Origin of the sequence: Rhodobacter sp. SY28-1 (assembly GCF_005222785.1) — a bacterium.
Lineage (GTDB): Bacteria > Pseudomonadota > Alphaproteobacteria > Rhodobacterales > Rhodobacteraceae > Tabrizicola.
The window spans coordinates 752,157-771,520 of record NZ_STGH01000001.1; the positions used below are offsets into that span (position 1 = coordinate 752,157).

A 19,364-nucleotide genomic window follows, 5' to 3' on the forward strand; every position below is an offset into this window, starting at 1 on the left:
TTTCATTGCAGTCGAGTTTCTGTCCACCGTGGACAGAAAAGGCCGGGTCGCTGGACCCGGCCTTTGTTTCTGGTCAGTCCAGCGTGCGCTGGACTTCCTCGCGCTCGAAGATCTCGATGACATCGTTCTGACGGATGTCCTCGTAGTTCTCGAAGGCCATCCCGCATTCCTGGCCCGAGATGACTTCCTTCACCTCGTCCTTGAAGCGCTTCAGGGTCTTCAGCGTGCCTTCGTGGATCACCACGTTGTCCCGCAGCAGACGAACCCCAGCCGACCGGCGCGCGACGCCCTCGGTGACGAGGCAACCCGCGACCTTGCCGACGTTCGAGACCTTGAACACTTCCAGGATCTTCGCGTAGCCGATGAAGGTCTCACGCACCTCGGCCTTGAGCAGGCCCGACGCAGCGGCTTTGATGTCGTCGACCAGATCGTAGATGATCGAGTAGTAGCGGATCTCGACGCCCTTCTGGGTCGCCGAAGCCCGTGCCGTCGCGTTGGCGCGGACGTTGAAGCCGATGATCGGAGCCTTGGAAGCCTCGGCCAGCGCCACGTCGGTGTCGGTGATAGCACCCACACCTGAGTGCAGCACGCGGACGCGGACTTCCTCGTTGCCGATCTTTTCCATCGCTTGAACGATGGCTTCGGCAGAGCCCTGCACGTCGGCCTTGATCAGGATCGGCAGCTCGGCCACCGACTGGTCGGCCTTGGCCTTCGCCATCAGCTGTTCCAGCGTCGTCGCAGCACCCGCCGCGGCGCGTTTGTCCTTGGCGGTCTTGATCCGGTAGTCGGCGATCTCACGGGCCTGCGCCTCGGTCTCGACGACGTTCAGAGTATCCCCTGCCGACGGCGTACCCGACAGGCCCAGCACCTCGACCGGAACCGACGGACCGGCTTCGGCGATGGTCTCGCCCTTGTCGTTGATCAGCGCGCGGACCTTGCCCCACTGCTCGCCGACGACGAAGATGTCGCCCTTGCGCAGGGTGCCGTTCTGGACCAGCACCGTCGCGACCGGACCCCGGCCCACGTCAAGCTTGGCTTCGATCACTGCACCCGAGGCCGCCCGGTTCGGGTTGGCCCGCAGTTCCAGCACCTCGGCCTGCAGCGCGATGGCTTCGAGCAGGTCGTCGAGGCCCAGGCCGGTCTTGGCCGAAACCTCCACGTCCTGCACGTCGCCGGACATGGCTTCGACCACGACTTCGTGCTGCAGCAGGTCGGTGCGGACTTTCTGCGGGTTCGCCTCGTGCTTGTCGATCTTGTTGATCGCCACGATCATCGGCACCTTGGCGGCCTTGGCGTGGTTGATCGCCTCGATCGTCTGCGGCATCACGGCGTCGTCGGCCGCGACCACCAGCACCACGATGTCCGTCACCTGGGCCCCGCGCGAACGCATCGAGGTGAAGGCCGCGTGGCCGGGCGTGTCGAGGAAGGTCACCAGCTGGCCGTTCGGGGTTCTCACCTGATAGGCGCCGATGTGCTGGGTGATACCGCCCGCTTCGCCGGTGACGACGTTGGTCTTGCGGATTGCGTCCAGAAGCGAGGTCTTGCCGTGGTCGACGTGACCCATGATCGTGACGATCGGCGGGCGGGTCAACAGGTCCTCGGACTTGTCCTTGACGGTGTCGATCACCTGTTCGACGTCGGCATCCGACACGCGGACGGCCTTGTGACCGAATTCCTCAATCACGAGTTCTGCAGTGTCGGCGTCGATGGCCTGGTTCATCGTGACCATCATGCCCATCTTCATGAGCGACTTGACCACGTCGGCGGCGCGTTCGGCCATCCGGTTGGCAAGTTCGCTGACCACGATGGTTTCGGGCAGCTGCACGTCGCGCACCTGCTTTTCAGCCTTGTGACCCAGTCCCAGCGCCTTGGCGCGGGCCTTTTCCTGCTTGCGCTTGATGGCAGCCATGCTGCGCTGGCGACCGCCCTCGTCCGAGATGGCGTCCGACAGGGTCAGCTTGCCCGAGCGGCGGCCCTCGTCGCCAGCACCGCGCTTGGCGCCACGGTCGGCACGGTCGTCTTTTTCGCGGTCGGTCTTCCGGGGCGTCGGCAGGCCCGGCTTCGCCGAAGCGGGGCCGCGTGCATCCTCGACCGGGGCCGGAGCGGCACGGTCGGCGGGTTTGGCGGCTGCGGGCGGCGGGGTCGCAGACCGGGCGCGGGTGCCCAGAACGTCCGCCTTGCGGGCCTCGGCGGCAGCGATCTTGGCTGCAGCTTCGGCCTTGGCGGCGCGTTCCTCTTCCTCGGCCTTCAGGCGGAGCGCTTCGGCACGTTCGCGATCCTCACGCTCCTTCGCCTCGATCTCGGCGCGGCGGGCGGCGCGGTCTTCCTCGCGGACGCGATCCTCTTCGGCGCGGCGGGCGGCATCTTCCGCCTCACGCGCCTTGGCGGCACGCAGCGCAGAAAGGCGACGCTCCATCTCGGCGTCGGAAATCCCGGCGGGACGTTTCGACGGATCGCCGAGGTTGGTCGGAGCCGAAGCCGTGCCAGCGCCAGGCGCCCCCGGTTTCACCGGAGTGGGCACCACAACGCGCTTGCGCTTGGTTTCGACCACGACGCTCTTGGTCCGGCCATGGCTGAAGCTTTGCTTCACCTGTCCGGGACGGGGGGCGCCCCCAAGGCCAAGAGGTTTCTTGCCGTCAGTATCGCTCATGCGTTCTTCGTATCCTTCATGGCGGTCTCGCCGCCGTCATCCCCGCCCGCCTGCAATGGCAATAGGCCACGCAGTCCGGCGAGTTTTGCCGCTTCCTCTACAACACGAGTCCTGAGTCCACCAGCGGCAAGCGCGGCGTGTATCGCACGTTCGCGCCCGAATGCCAAACCGATTTCCCCAGCCGAAAGACAGCCGATGAAGCCTTTTGCGCCTTCTGGCGCGTGTAGCTTCGTCTTGCCCCGTTCCGACCCGTCGCTGGCCTGGATCAGCGTCACCGCCGTGCCCTTGACCAGCCAGTCCTTCACCTTCTCGTAGCCGGTGACCGCCTCACCCGCTTTGCGCGCCATCGACAAGAGGTCGACGGTCCGTTGCAGCACCAGAGTCTCGACCAGATCGGCCAGCCCCTCGGGCGCTTTCACCGGTTGCCGGGCCGCGCGGGAGAAGAGGTTCTTCTTCACCGCCTTGTCCAGCGCCGCGCGGTCAGCCGAGACATAGATGCCCCGGCCCGGGAGTTTCCCGAGAATGTCCGGGACGATCTGCCCGTCAGGGCCGGCGCAAAAGCGGATCAGGCCCGCCTTTGGCTGGCTTTCCCCGGTCGCGATGCACTTGCGTTCCGGTTCGTCCCGTTCTTTTTCCCGGCCGCCGCGCGTCAACGCGTGTCCCCGAGGCCTGAAATCAGGCCTCGGCCTCCTCGTCGTCGGCAGTCTCTTCTTCGGGCTGCTCCAGTTCGGTCGGGTCGACCCAGCCCAGCATCACGCGGGCGGTCATGATCAGGGTCTGCGCTTCCTCAAGCGACATGTCGAACTTTTCGAGGACCCCTTCGTCCTTCTTGCGCTGGCCATTTTCGGTCGTCCAGCCGCCAGCCAGTTCCCAGTCGGCGCAGGTGGCGAAGTCTTCCAGCGTCTTGATGCCGTCCTGGGCCAGCGCTTCCAGCATCTGGGGCGTCAGGCCTTCGAAGTTGACCAGGCTGTCCTCGACCCCCATCGCGCGGGCATTTTCCATCGCCTTGGCGTTGGCCGCTTCCAGATAGTCGCGGGCGCGGGCCTGAAGTTCGGCGGCGGTATCCTCGTCGAAGCCGTCGATGGACAGGAGTTCATCAAGTTCGACGTAGGCGACTTCTTCCAGGTTGGTGAAGCCTTCGGCGACCAGCAGTTGCGCCATCATCTCGTCAACGTCGAGCGCATCCATGAAGAGCTTGGTGCGTTCGGCGAATTCGGCCTGGCGACGCTGCGATTCTTCGGCTTCGGTCAGGATGTCGATGTCCAGCGCGGTCAGCTGGCTGGCCAGACGGACGTTCTGGCCGCGACGGCCGATCGCCAGCGACAGCTGCTCATCCGGGACCACGACTTCGATCTTCCCGGCCTCTTCGTCGAACACGACCTTCGAGACTTCGGCAGGCTGCAGCGCGTTCACAAGGAACGTCGCAGTGTCCTGGTTCCACGGAATGATGTCGATCTTTTCGCCCTGCAGTTCGTTCACGACGGCCTGAACGCGCGAACCGCGCATACCGACGCAGGCACCGACCGGGTCGATGGAGTTGTCGTAGCTGATGACGGCGATCTTGGCGCGCGAACCCGGGTCACGGGCGACGGCCTTGATCTCGATGATGCCGTCGTAGATTTCCGGCACTTCCATCTTGAAGAGTTCAGCCATGAACTGCGGGTCGGTCCGCGACAGGAAGACCTGCGGCCCGCGCGGTTCGCGGCGCACGTCCTTGATGTAGCAGCGGATGCGGTCGCCGATGCGATAGGCTTCGCGGCCGATCTTTTCGTTCCGGCGCAGGATGCCTTCGCCACGGCCGATGTCGACGATGACGTTGCCGTATTCCTCGCGCTTGACGGCGCCGTTGATGATGGTGCCCTTGCGATCCTTGAATTCCTCGAACTGGCGGTCACGCTCGGCTTCGCGGACCTTCTGCAGGATCACCTGCTTGGCAGACTGCGCGGCGATGCGGCCCAGGTCGACCGGGGGGACCTCGTCCACGATCTCGTCGCCGATCTGCGGGTCGGCGAGGTAGGATTTCGCCTGCTTGACGGTGATCTGCGCGTGGTGATTCTCGATCAGGTCGTCTTCGGTGACCGTGCGGACGCGGGTGAAGGAGGCGCGGCCGGTCTTGCGGTCGATCTTGACGCGGATGTCCATCTCGGCGCCGTAGCGCGACTTGGCGGCACGGGCGAGGCTGTCCTCCATCGCCTGGATCACCAGATCCGGGTCGATCATCTTTTCGCGGGCCACAGCTTCGGCGGTCTGCAGAAGCTCCAGCTGGTTGGCGGAGGTGATTGCCATGGGTCCTACTCCCTAGTGTTTCGTCTCGGGCGCGGGATCTTCATCCTCGTCCCCGTCAATTTCCTCGATCTCGTCGAACTGGCCGTCAGTGGGCTCGGCCACCTTCTTCTGGCGCAGCATTTCCGAGATCAGTTCGTCCGAAAGGATCAGCTTGGCGTCGGAAAGCCAGTCGAACTGAAGCCCGATGGTGACCTCTTCGCCCGACTCCTCGATGGTGATCAGAACTTCCTCGCCCTCAACCCCCGCCAGATCGCCCTTGAAACGGCGGCGGCCGTCGATCAGTTCGGTCGTCTCGATCCGGGCCTCCCAGCCCTTCCACATCTCGAAGTCCTTCAGGCGGGTCAGCGGCCTGTCGATCCCGGGCGAGGAGACTTCAAGGACATAGTTGTCCTCAAGCGGGTCTTCCACGTCCAGCACGGCGGAAACCGCAGTAGAGATGTCGCCGCATTCGTCGACGCCGATGCCGCCGTCGGGGCGGTCGGCCATGATCTGCAACACGCGCGTCTTGCCGCCCATCAGCCGCAAGCGGATGAGTTCAAAGCCCAGCCCTTCGATCACCGGCTGGACGATATCAGCCAGGCGACGGTCGATGGCGGTTTTGGCGACGAGATCGGTCATCAGGTTCCAGAAACAAAAAAGCGGACCCAGCGGCCCGCCCGTGACTTTCGGTAGCTTCAGGTTTGGACCCCGAAGCAGCTGTTGGCAGCGATATAGGCCCCTCACCCTGAGTCTGCAAGGGAAACTGTCAGAGGCGGCGGAACACCATCACCAGCCCCCGGTCGTCCTTATGCGGATGGTCGGCCACTTCGTAGATCGGAATGTCGCGCCAAGCGACCGGAGTGATCTGCCCCTTTGCCACCAGCCGCGCCAGTTCCGAGCCGAACCCCGCGCCGTCCAGCACCGGGCCGATGGTGCCACAGGCAAAGACGGCGCCCGGGCGGGTGATGCGCAGAAGCTCGGGGAAACATTCCGGGCCGACATGGCCATGCGTGAAGGTGCCGCAGCTGATGACCGCATCATAGGCCGCGTCGGGGATGTCCAGTGTCTGGGTCAGATCGCCCAGTATGAGGTTGCGGTAGACCCCCTTGGGCCGCGCGACCTCCAGCATCTCGGGCGTGATGTCCAGCGCATCGACCAGCCGACCGCGCAGGTGTTCCGCCACAAGACCGGTGCCTGCGCCGATGTCCAGGATTTCCGCCTCCGGCCCGACTTCGGCCGCCAGAATCGCGGCAATCTCGCGCGGGGCGATATAGCCCCAGGCCGCGCCGAAGCTTTCGTCATAGGTCGGGGCCCAGTCGCCATACATGCGCCGTGCGCCATCGGGTCCGTCGATCTGATAGGCCTCGTCCAGATCATAGCCATCGTCGGTCATCTGTCGCCTCCTGCTTTGCGGCCATACATGCCGCCTGCCGATCACAGAAGAATGACGCTAGGGTAACCGGAACCCAACTTCGCCAATCCGGTTTCCCCTGATTGAAGGGGGCGTCACAAGCTGCGATAGTCCGCCAAGGTGCTGCCAATGAGGTGTGTGTGAATGAAGTCCGGTCGCAGCCTGAGGCGCATCCGGATGGCCGTTGCTGCGGCCATGCTGAGCCTTGCGGCAGGGCAGGCGCAGTCCCTTGACCGGCTGGACTTCACAGTGGCGGGCGGGTCCGAGGCGCTGACCGCGGCGGTCAGAGAGGCGTCGATGCTGCGGTCGCTGCAGGCGCAGGGGCAGACCGACCCGCAGGACCTGCTTGCGGCGGCACGGTCGGACTATGCGCGGATTCTGGCGGCGCTTTATGCCAAGGGCTATTACTCGGTCGCCATCCGCATCCGGGTCGACGGGCGCGAGGCGGCTGACATCCCCGCGCTGGAAGCGCCGAGTGCCGTGTCGGTCATCCGGGTCGATGTCGATCCTGGCCAGCCCTTCCGCTTTGGTCTGGCCCGTGTCGCGCCGCTGGCTGCGGGCACCGAACTTCCCGAAGGTTTCCAGCGCGATGCCGTCGCCGAAAGCGGCGCGGTTCAAGCCGCGGTCAGTGCCGCCATCGGTGCCTGGCGCGAGGCGGGCCATACGAAGGCCTTCCCCACGGCGGAAGAGGTTGTGGCCGACCATGCGGCGCGACGTCTGGATGCCGATGTCCGGCTGGATCCGGGGCCGCGCCTGCGCTTTGGCCGGCTTGAGATCACCGGCGAGGAACGGATGCGCGAGGCGAGGGTCCGCAAGATCGCCGGTCTGCCCGAAGGTGAGACCTTCAGCGAGACGGAGTTGCGTCGCGCGGAAGCCCGCTTGCGGCGGACGGGGATCTTCGCTTCGGTCGCGCTGACCGAAGATGAACAGATCACCGCACCGGACCTTCTGGGCATTACCGCGACGGTAGTGGAGCAGAAGCCGCGCCGCTATTCCTTCGGGGTCGAAGTCGCCAGTCTGGATGGAGTGTCGCTGTCCGCCTCATGGCTGCACCGCAATCTTCTGGGCGGGGGAGAGCGGCTGGGAATCAAGGGCGATGTCACCAATATCGGATCGGGGCAAAGCGGCATCGACTACGGGCTGGAGGTCACGCTTGACCGACCGGCGACGCTGACCCCGGATACGACGGCCGGGTTGATCCTGGGATTTTCGCACAAGGATGAGATCGACTACAAGCTGGACGCGCTCAGCTTCGGTTTGCGGTTCAGCCATGTCTTTTCCGAACAGCTGACCGCGCGGGCAGGGTTGACCTACGACATGCTTGAGGGGCGCGATCCGGGCGGGCGGTTCGATTTCCGCAACCTCTCCCTGCCGGTCGGCATAACCTGGGATCGCCGGGACGTCGCCAACAATCCGACGGCGGGTTTCTATCTGGATGCAACCGCCAAGCCGTTCCTTGGGTTCGGAACCACGGGATCGGGCCTGCGGACCACGGTCGATGGTCGCGTCTATCGCAGCCTGGGCGAGCCCGGTCGGCTGGTCGTTGCCGCGCGGGTGCAGGCAGGGGCTATCCTGGGCTCGGACCTGTTGGAGACGCCGCGGGATGATCTGTTCTTTTCCGGGGGCGGCGGCACGGTGCGCGGCCAGCCCTACCGGTCGCTGGGGGTTGCGGTGACGCGGGGTTTCGGGCCGCAGTTCCTGATCGGCGGCAAGTACTTCCTGGCCGGATCGCTGGAGCTTCGTGCCAAGGTCAGCGACCGGATCGGGGTCGTGGGTTTTGTCGACTGGGGCAGCATCGGGATTGATGGATTCAGCGGCAGTCTGGCCGATTCGCATGCCGGGGCGGGCCTGGGTGTGCGCTATGACACGGGCCTTGGTCCGATCCGCCTGGACGTGGCCGCGCCGATCAGCGGGACGACCGGGGACGGGGTGCAGTTCTACGTCGGCCTGGGGCAGTCCTTCTGATGTGGCGCGCGCTGGCACTCATCGGCTGTCTGACTGGCGGGGCTGCCTGGGGGCAGACCGATGACCGCGACTATCTGACTGCTTTTCTGGAGGACACTCTGTCCGGGGCCGGGCGGAAAGTGACCGTGACCGGCTTTGCTGGGGCGCTGTCGGCGCAGGCAACCATCGAACAGCTGACCATCGCCGATGACCAAGGTGTCTGGATCACGCTGAACGGGGTCGTCCTGGATTGGAGCCGATCAGCCCTTTTCTCTGGCGAGGTCGAGGTCAGCGAGCTGTCGGCGAAGGAAATCATCGTCGAGCGTGTGCCAGAGGCCGGGGAGGACGCGGCCCCGTCGCCGGAGGCGAGCGGCTTCAGCCTGCCTGAACTGCCGGTGTCGATCAGTATCGACCGGGTCGCGGCTGAGCGTATCGAACTCGCGCCCGGAGTGCTTGGGCAGGATGTGACGGGGACGCTGGAGGCGTCGCTGCAACTTGCGGGGGGCGAGGGGCACGCCATCCTTAACTTGATCCGCACCGGGGATGGCCCGGCCGGGGAGATCCGGCTGGATGCGTCCTATTCCAATGCCACGCGGGACCTGAACCTGTCGCTGCTGGCGGAAGAGGCGGCTGGCGGACTTGTCGTCGAGGCGCTGGGCGTCCCGGGCAGGCCATCGGCCCGGCTGGATGTCGCAGGGCAAGGCCAGCTTGATGATTTCAAAGCTGACATCGGTCTGGCGACCGACGGGGCCGAGCGCCTGACAGGGCAGGTCACCATCACGGGAGAGGACGGCGGCTACCGCCTGGGCGCGGACCTGTCCGGCGATCTTGCCCCAGTGCTGGCCCCGGATCTGGTCGACTTTTTCGGAACCGAGGTGGGTCTGAAGCTGGATGCCTGGCGCAGTGTGGCGGGCCGGGTGATCATCGATCATTTCGATCTGACGGCGCGTTCGTTGGCGGTCTCGGGATCGGGTGAGGTCGCAGCGGATGGCCTGCCAGAGCGGGTGGACATCACCGGCACGCTGGCCGCGCCGGACGGCCAGCCGATAGCGCTGCCCTTCACCGACGGCACTCGCGTCTCCCGCGCCGATTTCCGCCTAGCCACTGCCGAGAAGGGCGCGGACAGTTGGTCGGGGTCGGTGGCGATCACCGGGCTGGACCGGGAAGACATGCAGATTGCTTCCGTCACATTGGAAGGGTCGGGCCGGATCGGCCGCAGTGCCGCGGGCAGGAGTTTCGGTGGGACAGTAAGCGCGAAGGCTTCTGGACTGGCCCAGGCAGATCAGGGCCTTGCCGAAGCGCTGGGCAAGGACCTGACTGCGTCGTTGCGGCTGTTCATGCTGGAAGGGTCGGGTGCGCTGCAGTTGTCGGACATCCGGTTCGCCGGGGCGGGCATGACCGGGACCGGCGCGCTGAAGATCGAAGGGCTGGACAAGGCCTTGTTGACCAGCGGCAGGCTGGAGGTCGAGGCGTCTGACTTCGCCCGCTTTTCGCGGCTGCTGGGACGGCAGCTGGGCGGGGCGGGAAGGATGGAGATCGCCGGATCGGCCAGCCGCCTGTCGGGGTTCTTCGATGTCGAGGTCATGCTGGACGGTCGCGGTCTGGCGGTGGGTCAGGCCGAGGTGGACCGGCTTCTGGCGGGTGCATCCCGGCTGCAGGCCTCGGTCAGGCGTGATGAAAGCGGGATGGCGCTGCGCAGTCTTGATCTGACGGCAGGCCAACTGACTGCGCAGGCGAGCGGGCAGATTTCCTCGCAGGGATCGGACCTGGCCGGGACCGTCGCCCTGGGTGACCTGTCGGTCCTTGGGAATGGCTACAGGGGCGGGGTGGCGTTGGAGGGCAGGTTCACCGGCACGCCGGAGGATGGCTCTCTCACGCTGACCGGACGCGGCCAGTCGCTGCGGATCGGCAACCGCGAGGCTGATCGGCTCTTGGCCGGGCAAAGCCTGTTGGACCTGGACCTCGGCCTGAAGGATGGGGTCATCCAGATCCGGTCGGCCAGGGTGCAGAACCCGCAGCTGACCGCCTCCGCCAACGGGCAGATCACGGGCGAGACCCGGTCGATCAAGCTTGATGCCCGGCTCTCGAACCTGGGCCTGATCGTGCCGGAAGTATCGGGGCCGCTGACCGTCGCGGGCACCGCGGTGCAGAACGGAGGGGGCTACCGGCTGGACCTGCGCGCCACGGGGCCGGGGCAGATTGCCGCCAGCGTCAACGGGACGGTTGCGAACGACTTCCGGCGTGCCGATCTTGCAATAACGGGGGCAGGCGAGGCGGGGCTGGCCAACCTGTTCGTTTCACCTCGGTCGGTGTCGGGACGAGTGGGCTATGACCTGCGGCTGTCCGGCCCCTTCGTGCTGCGGTCGCTGTCGGGCCGGGTCACCCTGTCAGATGGTCGGATCGCCGACCCCGACCTGGGCCTGTCCCTGCAGGACGTGCAGGCCATTGGCCAGCTGAACGACGGCAGCTTGCAGCTTTCTGCCACTTCGGGCCTGTCGTCGGGTGGCAGGCTGCGGGTGGACGGGCCGATCCGGCTGGACGGCGGCCAGAACGCGGACCTTGCGATCACGCTGGATGACCTGCGGCTTTACGACCCCGAACTGTACGAAACGCGGGTCAGCGGTGCCTTGGCCCTGCGCGGGCCGCTTGCAGGAGGGGCGCTTTTGTCCGGGGCGCTGCAACTGGGCGAGACGGAAGTGCGGGTTCCGGCCTCGGGCTTCAGCTCGGCCGATGCGCTTCTGGACATCCGGCATATCCGCGACAGCGCAATCGTGCGGGATACGCGGCGCAAGGCGGGGCTTCTGGCGGCGCTTGCCGGGTCTGGCGGGGCGTCCGGGTCGGGGCGCGCCATCGGCCTGGACGTGACGATCTCGGCGCCTGCCCGGGTCTTTGTCCGCGGTCGCGGGATCGACGCCGAACTGGGCGGCGAACTTCGGCTGCTTGGCACCACAGCGGATGTCCGACCTTCGGGCGGCTTCACCCTTATCCGGGGGCGGATCGACATTCTGGGGCGGCGGCTGGTCCTGTCTCGCGCCGATCTGGTGCTGGAGGGTAGCCTGGTCCCGCAGATCAGCATCGCGGCGGATACCGAAAGCGACGGGATCGTCAGCACAGTCCGGGTGGACGGCCCGGCCGACAATCCGGTGGTGACCTTCACCTCCTCGCCCGAGCTGCCGCAGGAAGAGGTTCTGGCGCGGCTGTTGTTCGGGCGGGGTCTGGACAAGATTTCGGCGCTGCAGGCCGCGCAGCTTGCCAACGCGGTTGCGGTTCTGGCCGGACGCAGCGGGTTGGGACTGGTCGGCAACCTGCGCAAGAACTTCGGGCTGGACGATCTGGACATCACGACGGCCGAGGACGGCACGGCAGCGCTGAAGGCCGGCAAGTACATCTCGGACAACGTCTATACCGAGATCGAGATCGACCAGGAGGGCAAGAGCCGCATCAACCTTAACCTGGACCTGCGCGAAGGCCTGACGGTCAAGGGCAGAGTGGGTGCGGACGGCCAGACCGGGATCGGCGTCTACCTGCAGCGGGACTACTAGCCAGGTCGGGGGTCATTCCTCGTCCGGGCCGCACATCACCAGACAGACGAAGAGTGGCACGACAAGCCAGGGCAGCCATCCCCTGCTGGAGGGAGCTTCCTCGGTGACTTCGGGTTCGGGCTCTTCGACAACCACGATCGGGCCCCCGGCCTGCGCCGAAGACGCAAGACAGGCTGCACAGAGCAACGTGGCGACAAAGCGGTTCACGGCACCCTCTTGCGGGGAACGACTGACGCTTAGCCTAGGCCAAAGGCTACCGAATCGCAGCAATTGTAGGATTGGTGCAAACAGTTTGCCAGAAACTGCGCGGATTCTGCATCACGCACTGCGCGGGTCAGTCGATGACCTTCTCGAACTCAAGATAGCCGACCGTATTGCTGGCCCACTGCCGCGATTTCCGGACCGTAGTGCCTTCGATCCAGTAATCGTTGGTCACCTTGCCGTTCTGCCGGGTGCAGGTCTCGGTCACACGGGTGGTGGCGTGGCTCTTGCCCACGACTTCGATCGTCTCGCGCCCGACGGTTGCCGTCGTGCAGTCATAGGTCCGGCGGGTTCCGACGTCGTCGGGGCCGAGGAAGTAGTAAATCCGCTCATAGTTCGCCCCGCCCCTGAGCTGGGCAAGCGAAGGCACCTGCGCCGACATCAGGTCGGCCCCGAGGCCGCGGGTCTGGATAAGGACGCCATCGCGGAGGGAAAAGTTCGCCTGGCCCTGGGCGGTCCAGGTCACCACGTTTTCCTTCGCATCGGCGATGGTCAGGAACGCATCCTGGCCCAGAGCCTTGGACTGGATCCGCAGGATCGGCTTGCCAAAGGCGGCCAGTTCCGCACGCCCGACGGGTGCTGCGGCCTTGGGCGCGGCTGCGGCGTCTTTCTTGCCCTTCGCAAGGGTCGACTTGGCCATCTGGCCGACGGCAGCGGCCATCGGATTGCTTGCGGTGGTGTCGTTGCCGCAGGCTGACAGAAACGCAAGAGCAGCCGCGACGGCGACCAGCCGGGAAGATGCTCTCACCGCCAGACCCTTCCCCAGTCGGGATCAAGGCCATCAGTGTGGTAATCCCGGATCGATTCGTAGAGGCGACCGCCAACATCGACGCGCGCACCGCCATCGCCCGAACCCGGCCGCAGGGTCATGCTGAAGCCCTTGCGGGTTTCGGTCCCAAGCGCCCAGTTGAACGGAATGGTGAAGCGGATGCCCTTGTCAAAGCCGGATTCGCCGAAGTCGGCGGCGCTGACGTCTGTCACCGTGGCAAAGGCCCCGACCTTCCAGCCGTTTGCAAAGACGCGGTCGACCGAGAGTGTCGCACCGACATCGCCAGCCAGATACCTGCCGACATCAAGCTGGCCTAGGAAGCCGTTGCCGAAGTCGTAGTAGGCCGAGACATGGCCTGTCACCACGTCATAGTCGTATTCGCCAAAGCCGAGGCCGCCGTCGGTGTCGCGCTGCATCGTGTAGTTAAGCTCGGCCCCGAGGGCGAGTTGGCTGTCGACGGGCTTCCACAGCACTTCGCCGGAAATGCCGCCATGCATCCGCTCCAGATAGCCCAGGGTCACGCGCGAATAGACATCCGGCGCGGGGCGGGCATACCAGGCGAGGGTCAGACGTTCCAACGCGGGGTCGCCGAATTCGGTATAGCGCGAGCCGTCGGTCCGGACGTGCTGCAACGGAGAGGTCGACGGGCTGCCCGGGTCAACGTTGCTGGCAACCTGCTTGTAGACCGAGCCCGTCAGCACCCAGCCGGGGGCAAGGTCATATGTCGCGGAAAGCCGCAGGCCGATGTCGCCCTTTGCCGGTTCGGACAGGCGCAGCGTCGGACGCAGGCTCCAGCTGAACTTCGGGTAAAGTCCTTCGTCGCCAAGCGAATAGGCCGGCGTCGGACCGGCGTCAGTCACCGTGATCCGTTCCCGCAGCAATGAGGCGTTGTCGGCGGAATATTCCAGCCCCTCAAGGTCGCTGCGGCGGACGGTGATCTTCGACGCACCGATGCCATTGACCACGGGCACGATCTCGAACACTTCGACCGAGGCGGGCATCACATGGCTCAGCGCGCGGGCGGTGCGGCCGATGGCTTGCGCCCCGGCATCGATCCGGCCGTTGCGGATGCGGACCTGCACGGTCGTGGCGGTATAGGCCAGGTCTTCCACGGCAATGCCGTCGGCGGCCAGCCGTTTGGCCAGGTTCTTGCGCAGGATCGGCCCGGCATCGGCTTGCGTCACCCAGCCGCCGTCATAGGCCTCGGGGTCGGCCGCACGCGCCGGACGCGCCTTGACCGGCGCCGGGGCCGGGCCCGCCACTCCGCCGGTCAGCCGGTTCTTCGGATCGAGGATCAGATGGAAGGTCAGGCCGACTTCAGAGCCATAGAGCGAATAGACCCCGAATCGCATGTTGGGGTTGCGCTGGTATTCGAAACCGAAGTTGAACGGGCTGTCACGCTCGATCAGGCCGCGGGTGTCGTCTTCCAGAAGGTAGGCATCGGACGAATACTCGCCCTTGAAGGTCCAGGTGTCGCTGATCTTGTATTCGACCCCGGCGAAGGGGGCCGCATCGCCGCGGAACCACTGGTCCGCGTTGGGCGTGCCGGTCGGATCAACCGCCGGGCGGCTGCCAAAGGGCGAGCCGATGCTGCCATAGCTGCCAAGCCTGCCCCAGCCGAGGCCCGCGGTCACCTTCAGCTTGTCGCCAAAGTTCTTGGTGGCCGCCACATATTCCGCCGCGAACAGGCCCTTGCTGGTCATGTCCTGCAGGCCGATGGTCAGGGCCGGACGGTACTTCCCTTCCTTCAGAACCTGATAGCGCAGGTCGATGCTGCGGTCGGTTTCCTTTTCGTCGCCTGGAATGAGCGTGTCCCAGTCGCGCCAGGTCTGGAACCGATAGGACCCCGAAAGCCGCTCACTGAACTGGAAGCTGATCGTGGTCCGCGAGACGGAACCCACGACCGAAGTGCTGAAGGAAAACGTCGCGTCCTTCTGCGCCTCGCCCGAGGGCATGTCGATCAGGCCGGTCGCGCCGTTGATGTTCAGCGTGCCCGGGCTTTCGGCCAAGGCCGGCGCTGCGGACAGGGCGGTGCTGGCCGCAAGGAAAGCGAGCAGAAAACGAGGCGATTTGCGCATGGTGACCGGACCCGAACTATCACCACAGTCTATGCGGAGATAAACCGGACAGGGCAAGGGGCTTTGGGCGCGGAAGGTCAGGTATCCACAGCTTGTGGCCGCAAGGACCACATCGACAACAGCTGTATCAGGGACCGTCGGCTTCCAGGCTGACCCGCAGTTCCCGCAGCACCGACAAAAGCGCGCGCACCCTTTCCTGCCCGATGGACTGGACCACATCGGCAATCAGCGGCACCACGCTGGCGACCGCCCCGTCCCGCGCCGCGCGGCCCGAGGGGCTGATCGCCACGAACTTCTGCCGCGCGTCTTCCCAGTCGGGGCGGATGTGCACATGCCCGGCCCATTCCAGCTTGGTCAGCGTGTTGGTCATCGCGCCGCGCGTGACGTGGAACGATTTCGCCAGCTGCGCCGGAGTGCGTTCGTCGTTGATCCGCGCCAGGTGGTTCAGGACGGAGAAATGCGACAGCTCCATCCCCTTGGGCAGGACCTTCGAGATGCGGTTGCGCGCCAGTTGGTCGGCCATGAACAGCTCGCCAAACAGCGCAACCGCGATGTCATCCGCCTTCTCGCCGCTCATGGCCCGTCGAAGTCCCGGTCGTGGCTCAGCGATGGCACCCGGCCCCGCGCCTTGTCCACTTCGGTCAGGTCCAGATCGACCAGCGTCACCCCTGGTTCCGTCCCCGCATCGGCCAGGATTTCGCCCCAGGGCGCGATGGCCAGCGAGTGGCCGTGGGTCTTGCGCCCCTTGCCGTTCGTCTCGGGGTGAAAACCAGTCTGCGCGGGGGCCAGGACAAAGCACCCGGTCTCGATGGCGCGGGCGCGGAGGAGCGTCTCCCAATGCGCCGCACCCGTGATGTGGTTGAAGGCTGCCGGGACCGTGATGATCTGCGCCCCGCCCTGCGCCAGACGGCGATAAAGCGCCGCGAAGCGGACGTCATAGCAGACCGTCATCCCCAGTTTCGCAAAGGGCGTCTGAGCCACCACGGCGCGGTTGCCGGGCCGATAGCCCTCGCTTTCGCGGTAGACTTCGGTGGCCGAGACGTTGACGTCAAACATGTGGATCTTGTCATAGCGCGCGGCCACCGAGCCGTCGGGGGCGATCAGGAAGCTGCGGTTGGCAAACCGCCCGTCCGCGTCATGGGTCAGGATGCCCAGAGAGCCGACCAGCAGCCAGGTCCCGGCGGCCTTCGCCTCATCCCGCAGGGCGGCGAGGGTCGGATCGTCCTCCTCATGCCGGAAGACGTTGCGCTGATGCGCGCGGCTGGAGGAGAGGCCGTTGGTCAGTTCCGGGGTCAGGACGAACTCTGCCCCCTGCGCGACCGCCTGCCGGATATGGCCGACCGTCACGGGCAGGTTCGCTACCGGATCATCCGATACGGTCAGCTGAACCAGCGCCGCCCGCATCACGCCGCCAGAAGCGGGTCAAGCTTGCCCGCATCCTCCAGCGCGTACAGGTCGTCGCAGCCGCCGACATGGGTCTCGCCGACAAAGATCTGCGGCACGGTCCGGCGGCCCATGGCGCGCTGGACCATCGCCTCGCGCAAGGCGGGGTCGCGGCTGACGTCGATCTCGGTGAAGGCTGCGCCCTTCTTCTGCAGCAGGCGCTTGGCCGCGTGGCAATAGGGGCAGATCGGCGTGGTGTAGATTTCGACGGGACGCATCAGGGCACCTCTTTCGCGCCCGAATATAAGGATTCAGCCGTCCTTCGCAACGCGCGCCAGCGCAAGGACGTTGACGGACCGTGCGCCTGCCGAAATAAGCGCCTCGGTTGCTGCGGCAAAGGTCGCGCCCGAGGTCATCACGTCATCGACCAGCAGGATGTCACGGTCGCGGATGCGGGCTTCGCGGTTCGTTGGCACGGTAAAGGCGCCCACCAGGTTGGCAAACCGCGCGTCGCGGGTCTTGCCGTCCTGATTGCCGGTCGATCTCTTGCGCAGGATCGCGTCAGGGCAATGTTCCAGCCCGGCCAGGCCCGCGACGGCGCGCGACAGCAGCGCCGCCTGATTGTAGCGCCTGCGAAACAGCCGCATCCAGTGCAGTGGAACCGGCACCACAAGCATCCCAGGCGTCAGGATCGGGCGCGCGACCTTCGTCATCCAGGCCGCCGCCGGACGCGCCAGATCCATCCGGTCGCCATGCTTGAGCGCCAGCACAAGGTTGCGGCCGTTGCCCGCATACATCAGCGCCGAACGTCCCCGGCCCCAGGGGCGCGCAATGGTCATGCAATCATCGCAGATCGCCCGTTCGTCCCGGTCGGGCCCAGGCAGGGGAACCCCGCATTGATCGCATGCCATGCCAGAGACGAAGGGCGTGTCGCGCCAGCAGTCGGCGCAAAGGCCGAAGTCCGACTGCACCGGGGCCGCGCAGGAAATGCACTGCGGCGGATAAAGCAGTTGCAGCGCGCCTTGCAATCCCATGTCCTGCTCCTAAAGTCCCGCCGATGACCGAAGCCCCGACCTTGACCGACCGCGAGGCACTTGCCCGCCACCGCGCCCGCGCCTGCACTTTGCCCGACCACGACGCGGCGATGTTCCTGCACCGTCTTGCCCTGACCGACATTCAGGAAAGACTCACCCTGGTTAACAGAGTGTTTACCGCGCCCGCCGTGGTGAGCGCTTTTCCCGAAATCTGGCAGAATCTGCGACTTGATGCGCTGCAGGTGACAGATGACGAGGTGCTGGCCCTGTCACCCGGGGCGCATGACCTTGTGATTCATGCGATGACGCTGCATTGGTCGAACGATCCGCTCGGCCAACTGGTGCAATGCCGCCGGGCCCTGCGTCCGGATGGGCTGTTCATCGCTGTTCTTCCGGGGGGACGCAGCTTGCATGAGTTGCGGTCGGCGCTGGCCGAGGCTGAAGCGCGGGTGACGGGCGGCCTTTCACCCCGTGTCGTCCCGATGGGCGAAATCCGCGATCTGGGAGGGCTGATGCAACGCGCTGGCTTTGCGCTGCCGGTGGCGGACAGCCTGCAGCAGGTCGTGGAGTATGGCAGCTTCCCCGCCCTCCTTGCCGACCTCCGCGCCTCGGGCGAGACGAACGCCCTCGCCGGTCGGCTGCGCCGGTTTTCCGGGAGGTCAGTTCTGGCGGAAGCAGGTGCGATCTATGCCGAAAGCTTTGCCACCGATACCGGCCGTCTGCCTGCCACGGTAGAACTGGTGTTCCTGACCGGATGGGCCCCGCATGACAGCCAGCAGCAGCCCCTGCGACCGGGATCGGCCAAGTCGCGGCTGGCGGATGCTCTGGGTGTTCCCGAGGCGCCCTTGCCCAAAGACGGTTGACCCCGCCGACCAACCCCTTATGTCCCGTCCTGAACCATTGGGAAGAACACCATGCTGGATGCCCGGAGCACTGCCGTGACGGGGACCGACGTCACCCCGGGAGAGGGCCGCCTTTCCCATGCGCCCGCCGACCATCCCCCCGTCCGTCGCGCCAGGATCGGGGTGCTTCTGGCCAACCTCGGGACCCCGGACGCCTACGACTACTGGTCGATGCGGCGCTATCTGAACGAATTCCTGTCGGACAAGCGGGTCGTCGACATCCCGGACTGGAAGTGGCAGCCGCTACTTCAACTCATCATTCTGTCGAGGCGGCCCTTCACCTCGGGGGCGAACTACAAGCTGATCTGGAACGAGGAGCTGAACGAAAGTCCGCTGCTGACGATCACCAAGGCCCAGACCGCGGCGATTGCCAAGATGATGGCCGAGAAGCACGGGGCGGAAGTGATGGTCGACTTCTGCATGCGCTACGGCAACCCCTCGACCGAGGCGAAGGTCCGGGCGATGGTGGATGCAGGCTGCGAGAAGGTGCTGTTCTTCCCGCTTTACCCCCACTACGCCGGGGCGACCTCGGCCACGGCGAACGACCAGTTCTTCCGCGCGCTGATGAAGGAGAAGCGGCAGCCGGCGGTGCGGACCGTGGCGGAGTATTTCGACCACCCCCTCTACATCGACGCGCTGGCGAAGTCGGTCGAGACGGCCTATGCGGGGCTCGATCATCGGCCCGACGTGCTGGTCGCCAGCTACCACGGGATGCCAAAACGCTACCTGATGGAGGGCGACCCCTATCACTGCCAGTGTGCCAAGACCTCGCGTCTGCTGCGGGAGCGGCTGGGGTGGGAGAAGGGGGCGATCGACACGACCTTCCAGTCGGTCTTCGGGCGTGAGGAGTGGCTGAAACCCTACACGGTCGAGCATGTGGCGGAGCTGGCGAAGGCGGGGAAAAAGCGGATCGCGGTGATGGCCCCGGCCTTCAGTGCCGACTGCATCGAGACGCTGGAGGAGATCAACGGGGAGATCCGGGAGGCTTTCGAGCATGCGGGGGGCGAGGAGTTCACCTATATTCCCTGTCTGAACGACGAAGCGGCCCATATCGAGGCGCTGGTGGCAGTGATCGAGGAGAACCTGGGCGGCTGGCTGCCCCGGAAGGGGTGATGTGTCCACGGT

At 65.9% G+C, this 19,364-nt stretch carries 16 protein-coding genes; 4 read left to right on the forward strand and 12 right to left on the reverse strand.

Annotated elements, in window-relative coordinates:
• Positions 1-73: 73 nt before the first annotated feature.
• From infB to E8M84_RS03770, 5 genes are all read right to left on the reverse strand, one after another.
• Complete coding sequence (infB, locus tag E8M84_RS03750; protein ID WP_137109823.1) at positions 74-2,650, reverse strand: translation initiation factor IF-2; 2,577 nt, start codon at positions 2,648-2,650, stop codon at positions 74-76.
• Complete coding sequence (locus E8M84_RS03755) at positions 2,647-3,303, reverse strand: RNA-binding protein (protein WP_137109824.1); 657 nt, start codon at positions 3,301-3,303, stop codon at positions 2,647-2,649. Before E8M84_RS03755 ends, infB begins: the two co-directional genes overlap by 4 nt.
• Positions 3,304-3,325: 22 nt before the next feature.
• Positions 3,326-4,936: a transcription termination factor NusA gene (gene nusA, locus E8M84_RS03760; protein ID WP_137109825.1), complete on the reverse strand. Its 1,611-nt coding sequence runs from the start codon at positions 4,934-4,936 to the stop codon at positions 3,326-3,328.
• Positions 4,937-4,948: 12 nt separating this feature from the next.
• The gene (gene rimP / locus E8M84_RS03765) at positions 4,949-5,554 is read right to left on the reverse strand and encodes a ribosome maturation factor RimP (RefSeq protein ID WP_137109826.1); all 606 of its coding nucleotides are present in this window, start codon (positions 5,552-5,554) and stop codon (positions 4,949-4,951) included.
• 127 nt (positions 5,555-5,681) lie between these two features.
• Positions 5,682-6,308: a class I SAM-dependent methyltransferase gene (locus tag E8M84_RS03770; RefSeq protein WP_137109827.1), complete on the reverse strand. Its 627-nt coding sequence runs from the start codon at positions 6,306-6,308 to the stop codon at positions 5,682-5,684.
• Between the two features lie 162 nt (positions 6,309-6,470).
• Here E8M84_RS03770 and E8M84_RS03775 point away from each other — a divergent pair, with 162 nt between their 5' ends.
• Together E8M84_RS03775 and E8M84_RS03780 are read left to right on the forward strand one after the other, a co-directional pair.
• The gene (locus E8M84_RS03775; RefSeq protein WP_137109828.1) at positions 6,471-8,291 is read left to right on the forward strand and encodes an autotransporter assembly complex family protein; all 1,821 of its coding nucleotides are present in this window, start codon (positions 6,471-6,473) and stop codon (positions 8,289-8,291) included.
• Complete coding sequence (locus E8M84_RS03780; RefSeq protein WP_137109829.1) at positions 8,291-11,812, forward strand: translocation/assembly module TamB domain-containing protein; 3,522 nt, start codon at positions 8,291-8,293, stop codon at positions 11,810-11,812. Before E8M84_RS03775 ends, E8M84_RS03780 begins: the two co-directional genes overlap by 1 nt.
• A 12-nt stretch (positions 11,813-11,824) precedes the next feature.
• Here E8M84_RS03780 and E8M84_RS03785 read toward each other — a convergent pair whose 3' ends face one another.
• The 7 genes from E8M84_RS03785 to E8M84_RS03815 form a co-directional block, all read right to left on the reverse strand.
• On the reverse strand, positions 11,825-12,019 hold the full coding sequence (locus tag E8M84_RS03785) for a hypothetical protein (protein WP_137109830.1): 195 nt from the start codon (positions 12,017-12,019) through the stop codon (positions 11,825-11,827).
• Positions 12,020-12,146: 127 nt separating this feature from the next.
• Positions 12,147-12,821, reverse strand: a complete 675-nt coding sequence (locus E8M84_RS03790; protein ID WP_137109831.1) for a YjbF family lipoprotein — start codon at positions 12,819-12,821, stop codon at positions 12,147-12,149.
• On the reverse strand, positions 12,818-14,851 hold the full coding sequence (locus tag E8M84_RS03795; RefSeq protein WP_240790276.1) for a YjbH domain-containing protein: 2,034 nt from the start codon (positions 14,849-14,851) through the stop codon (positions 12,818-12,820). The genes E8M84_RS03790 and E8M84_RS03795 overlap by 4 nt, the downstream gene beginning before the upstream one ends.
• A 196-nt stretch (positions 14,852-15,047) precedes the next feature.
• Positions 15,048-15,497: a MarR family winged helix-turn-helix transcriptional regulator gene (locus E8M84_RS03800; RefSeq protein ID WP_137109833.1), complete on the reverse strand. Its 450-nt coding sequence runs from the start codon at positions 15,495-15,497 to the stop codon at positions 15,048-15,050.
• Positions 15,494-16,324 (reverse strand): carbon-nitrogen hydrolase family protein, encoded by an 831-nt coding sequence (locus tag E8M84_RS03805; protein WP_137109834.1) that lies wholly within the window; start codon positions 16,322-16,324, stop codon positions 15,494-15,496. Before E8M84_RS03805 ends, E8M84_RS03800 begins: the two co-directional genes overlap by 4 nt.
• Complete coding sequence (gene grxC, locus E8M84_RS03810; protein ID WP_137109835.1) at positions 16,324-16,581, reverse strand: glutaredoxin 3; 258 nt, start codon at positions 16,579-16,581, stop codon at positions 16,324-16,326. Before grxC ends, E8M84_RS03805 begins: the two co-directional genes overlap by 1 nt.
• Positions 16,582-16,614: 33 nt before the next feature.
• Positions 16,615-17,337: a ComF family protein gene (locus E8M84_RS03815; protein WP_137109836.1), complete on the reverse strand. Its 723-nt coding sequence runs from the start codon at positions 17,335-17,337 to the stop codon at positions 16,615-16,617.
• 23 nt (positions 17,338-17,360) lie between these two features.
• On the opposite strand from E8M84_RS03815, the gene E8M84_RS03820 reads away from it, so the two are divergent.
• Together E8M84_RS03820 and hemH are read left to right on the forward strand one after the other, a co-directional pair.
• Complete coding sequence (locus E8M84_RS03820; protein WP_137109837.1) at positions 17,361-18,200, forward strand: methyltransferase domain-containing protein; 840 nt, start codon at positions 17,361-17,363, stop codon at positions 18,198-18,200.
• Positions 18,201-18,251: 51 nt separating this feature from the next.
• Positions 18,252-19,352, forward strand: coding sequence for a ferrochelatase (gene hemH / locus E8M84_RS03825; RefSeq protein WP_137109838.1), 1,101 nt, complete (start codon positions 18,252-18,254; stop codon positions 19,350-19,352).
• Positions 19,353-19,364 lie beyond the last annotated feature (12 nt).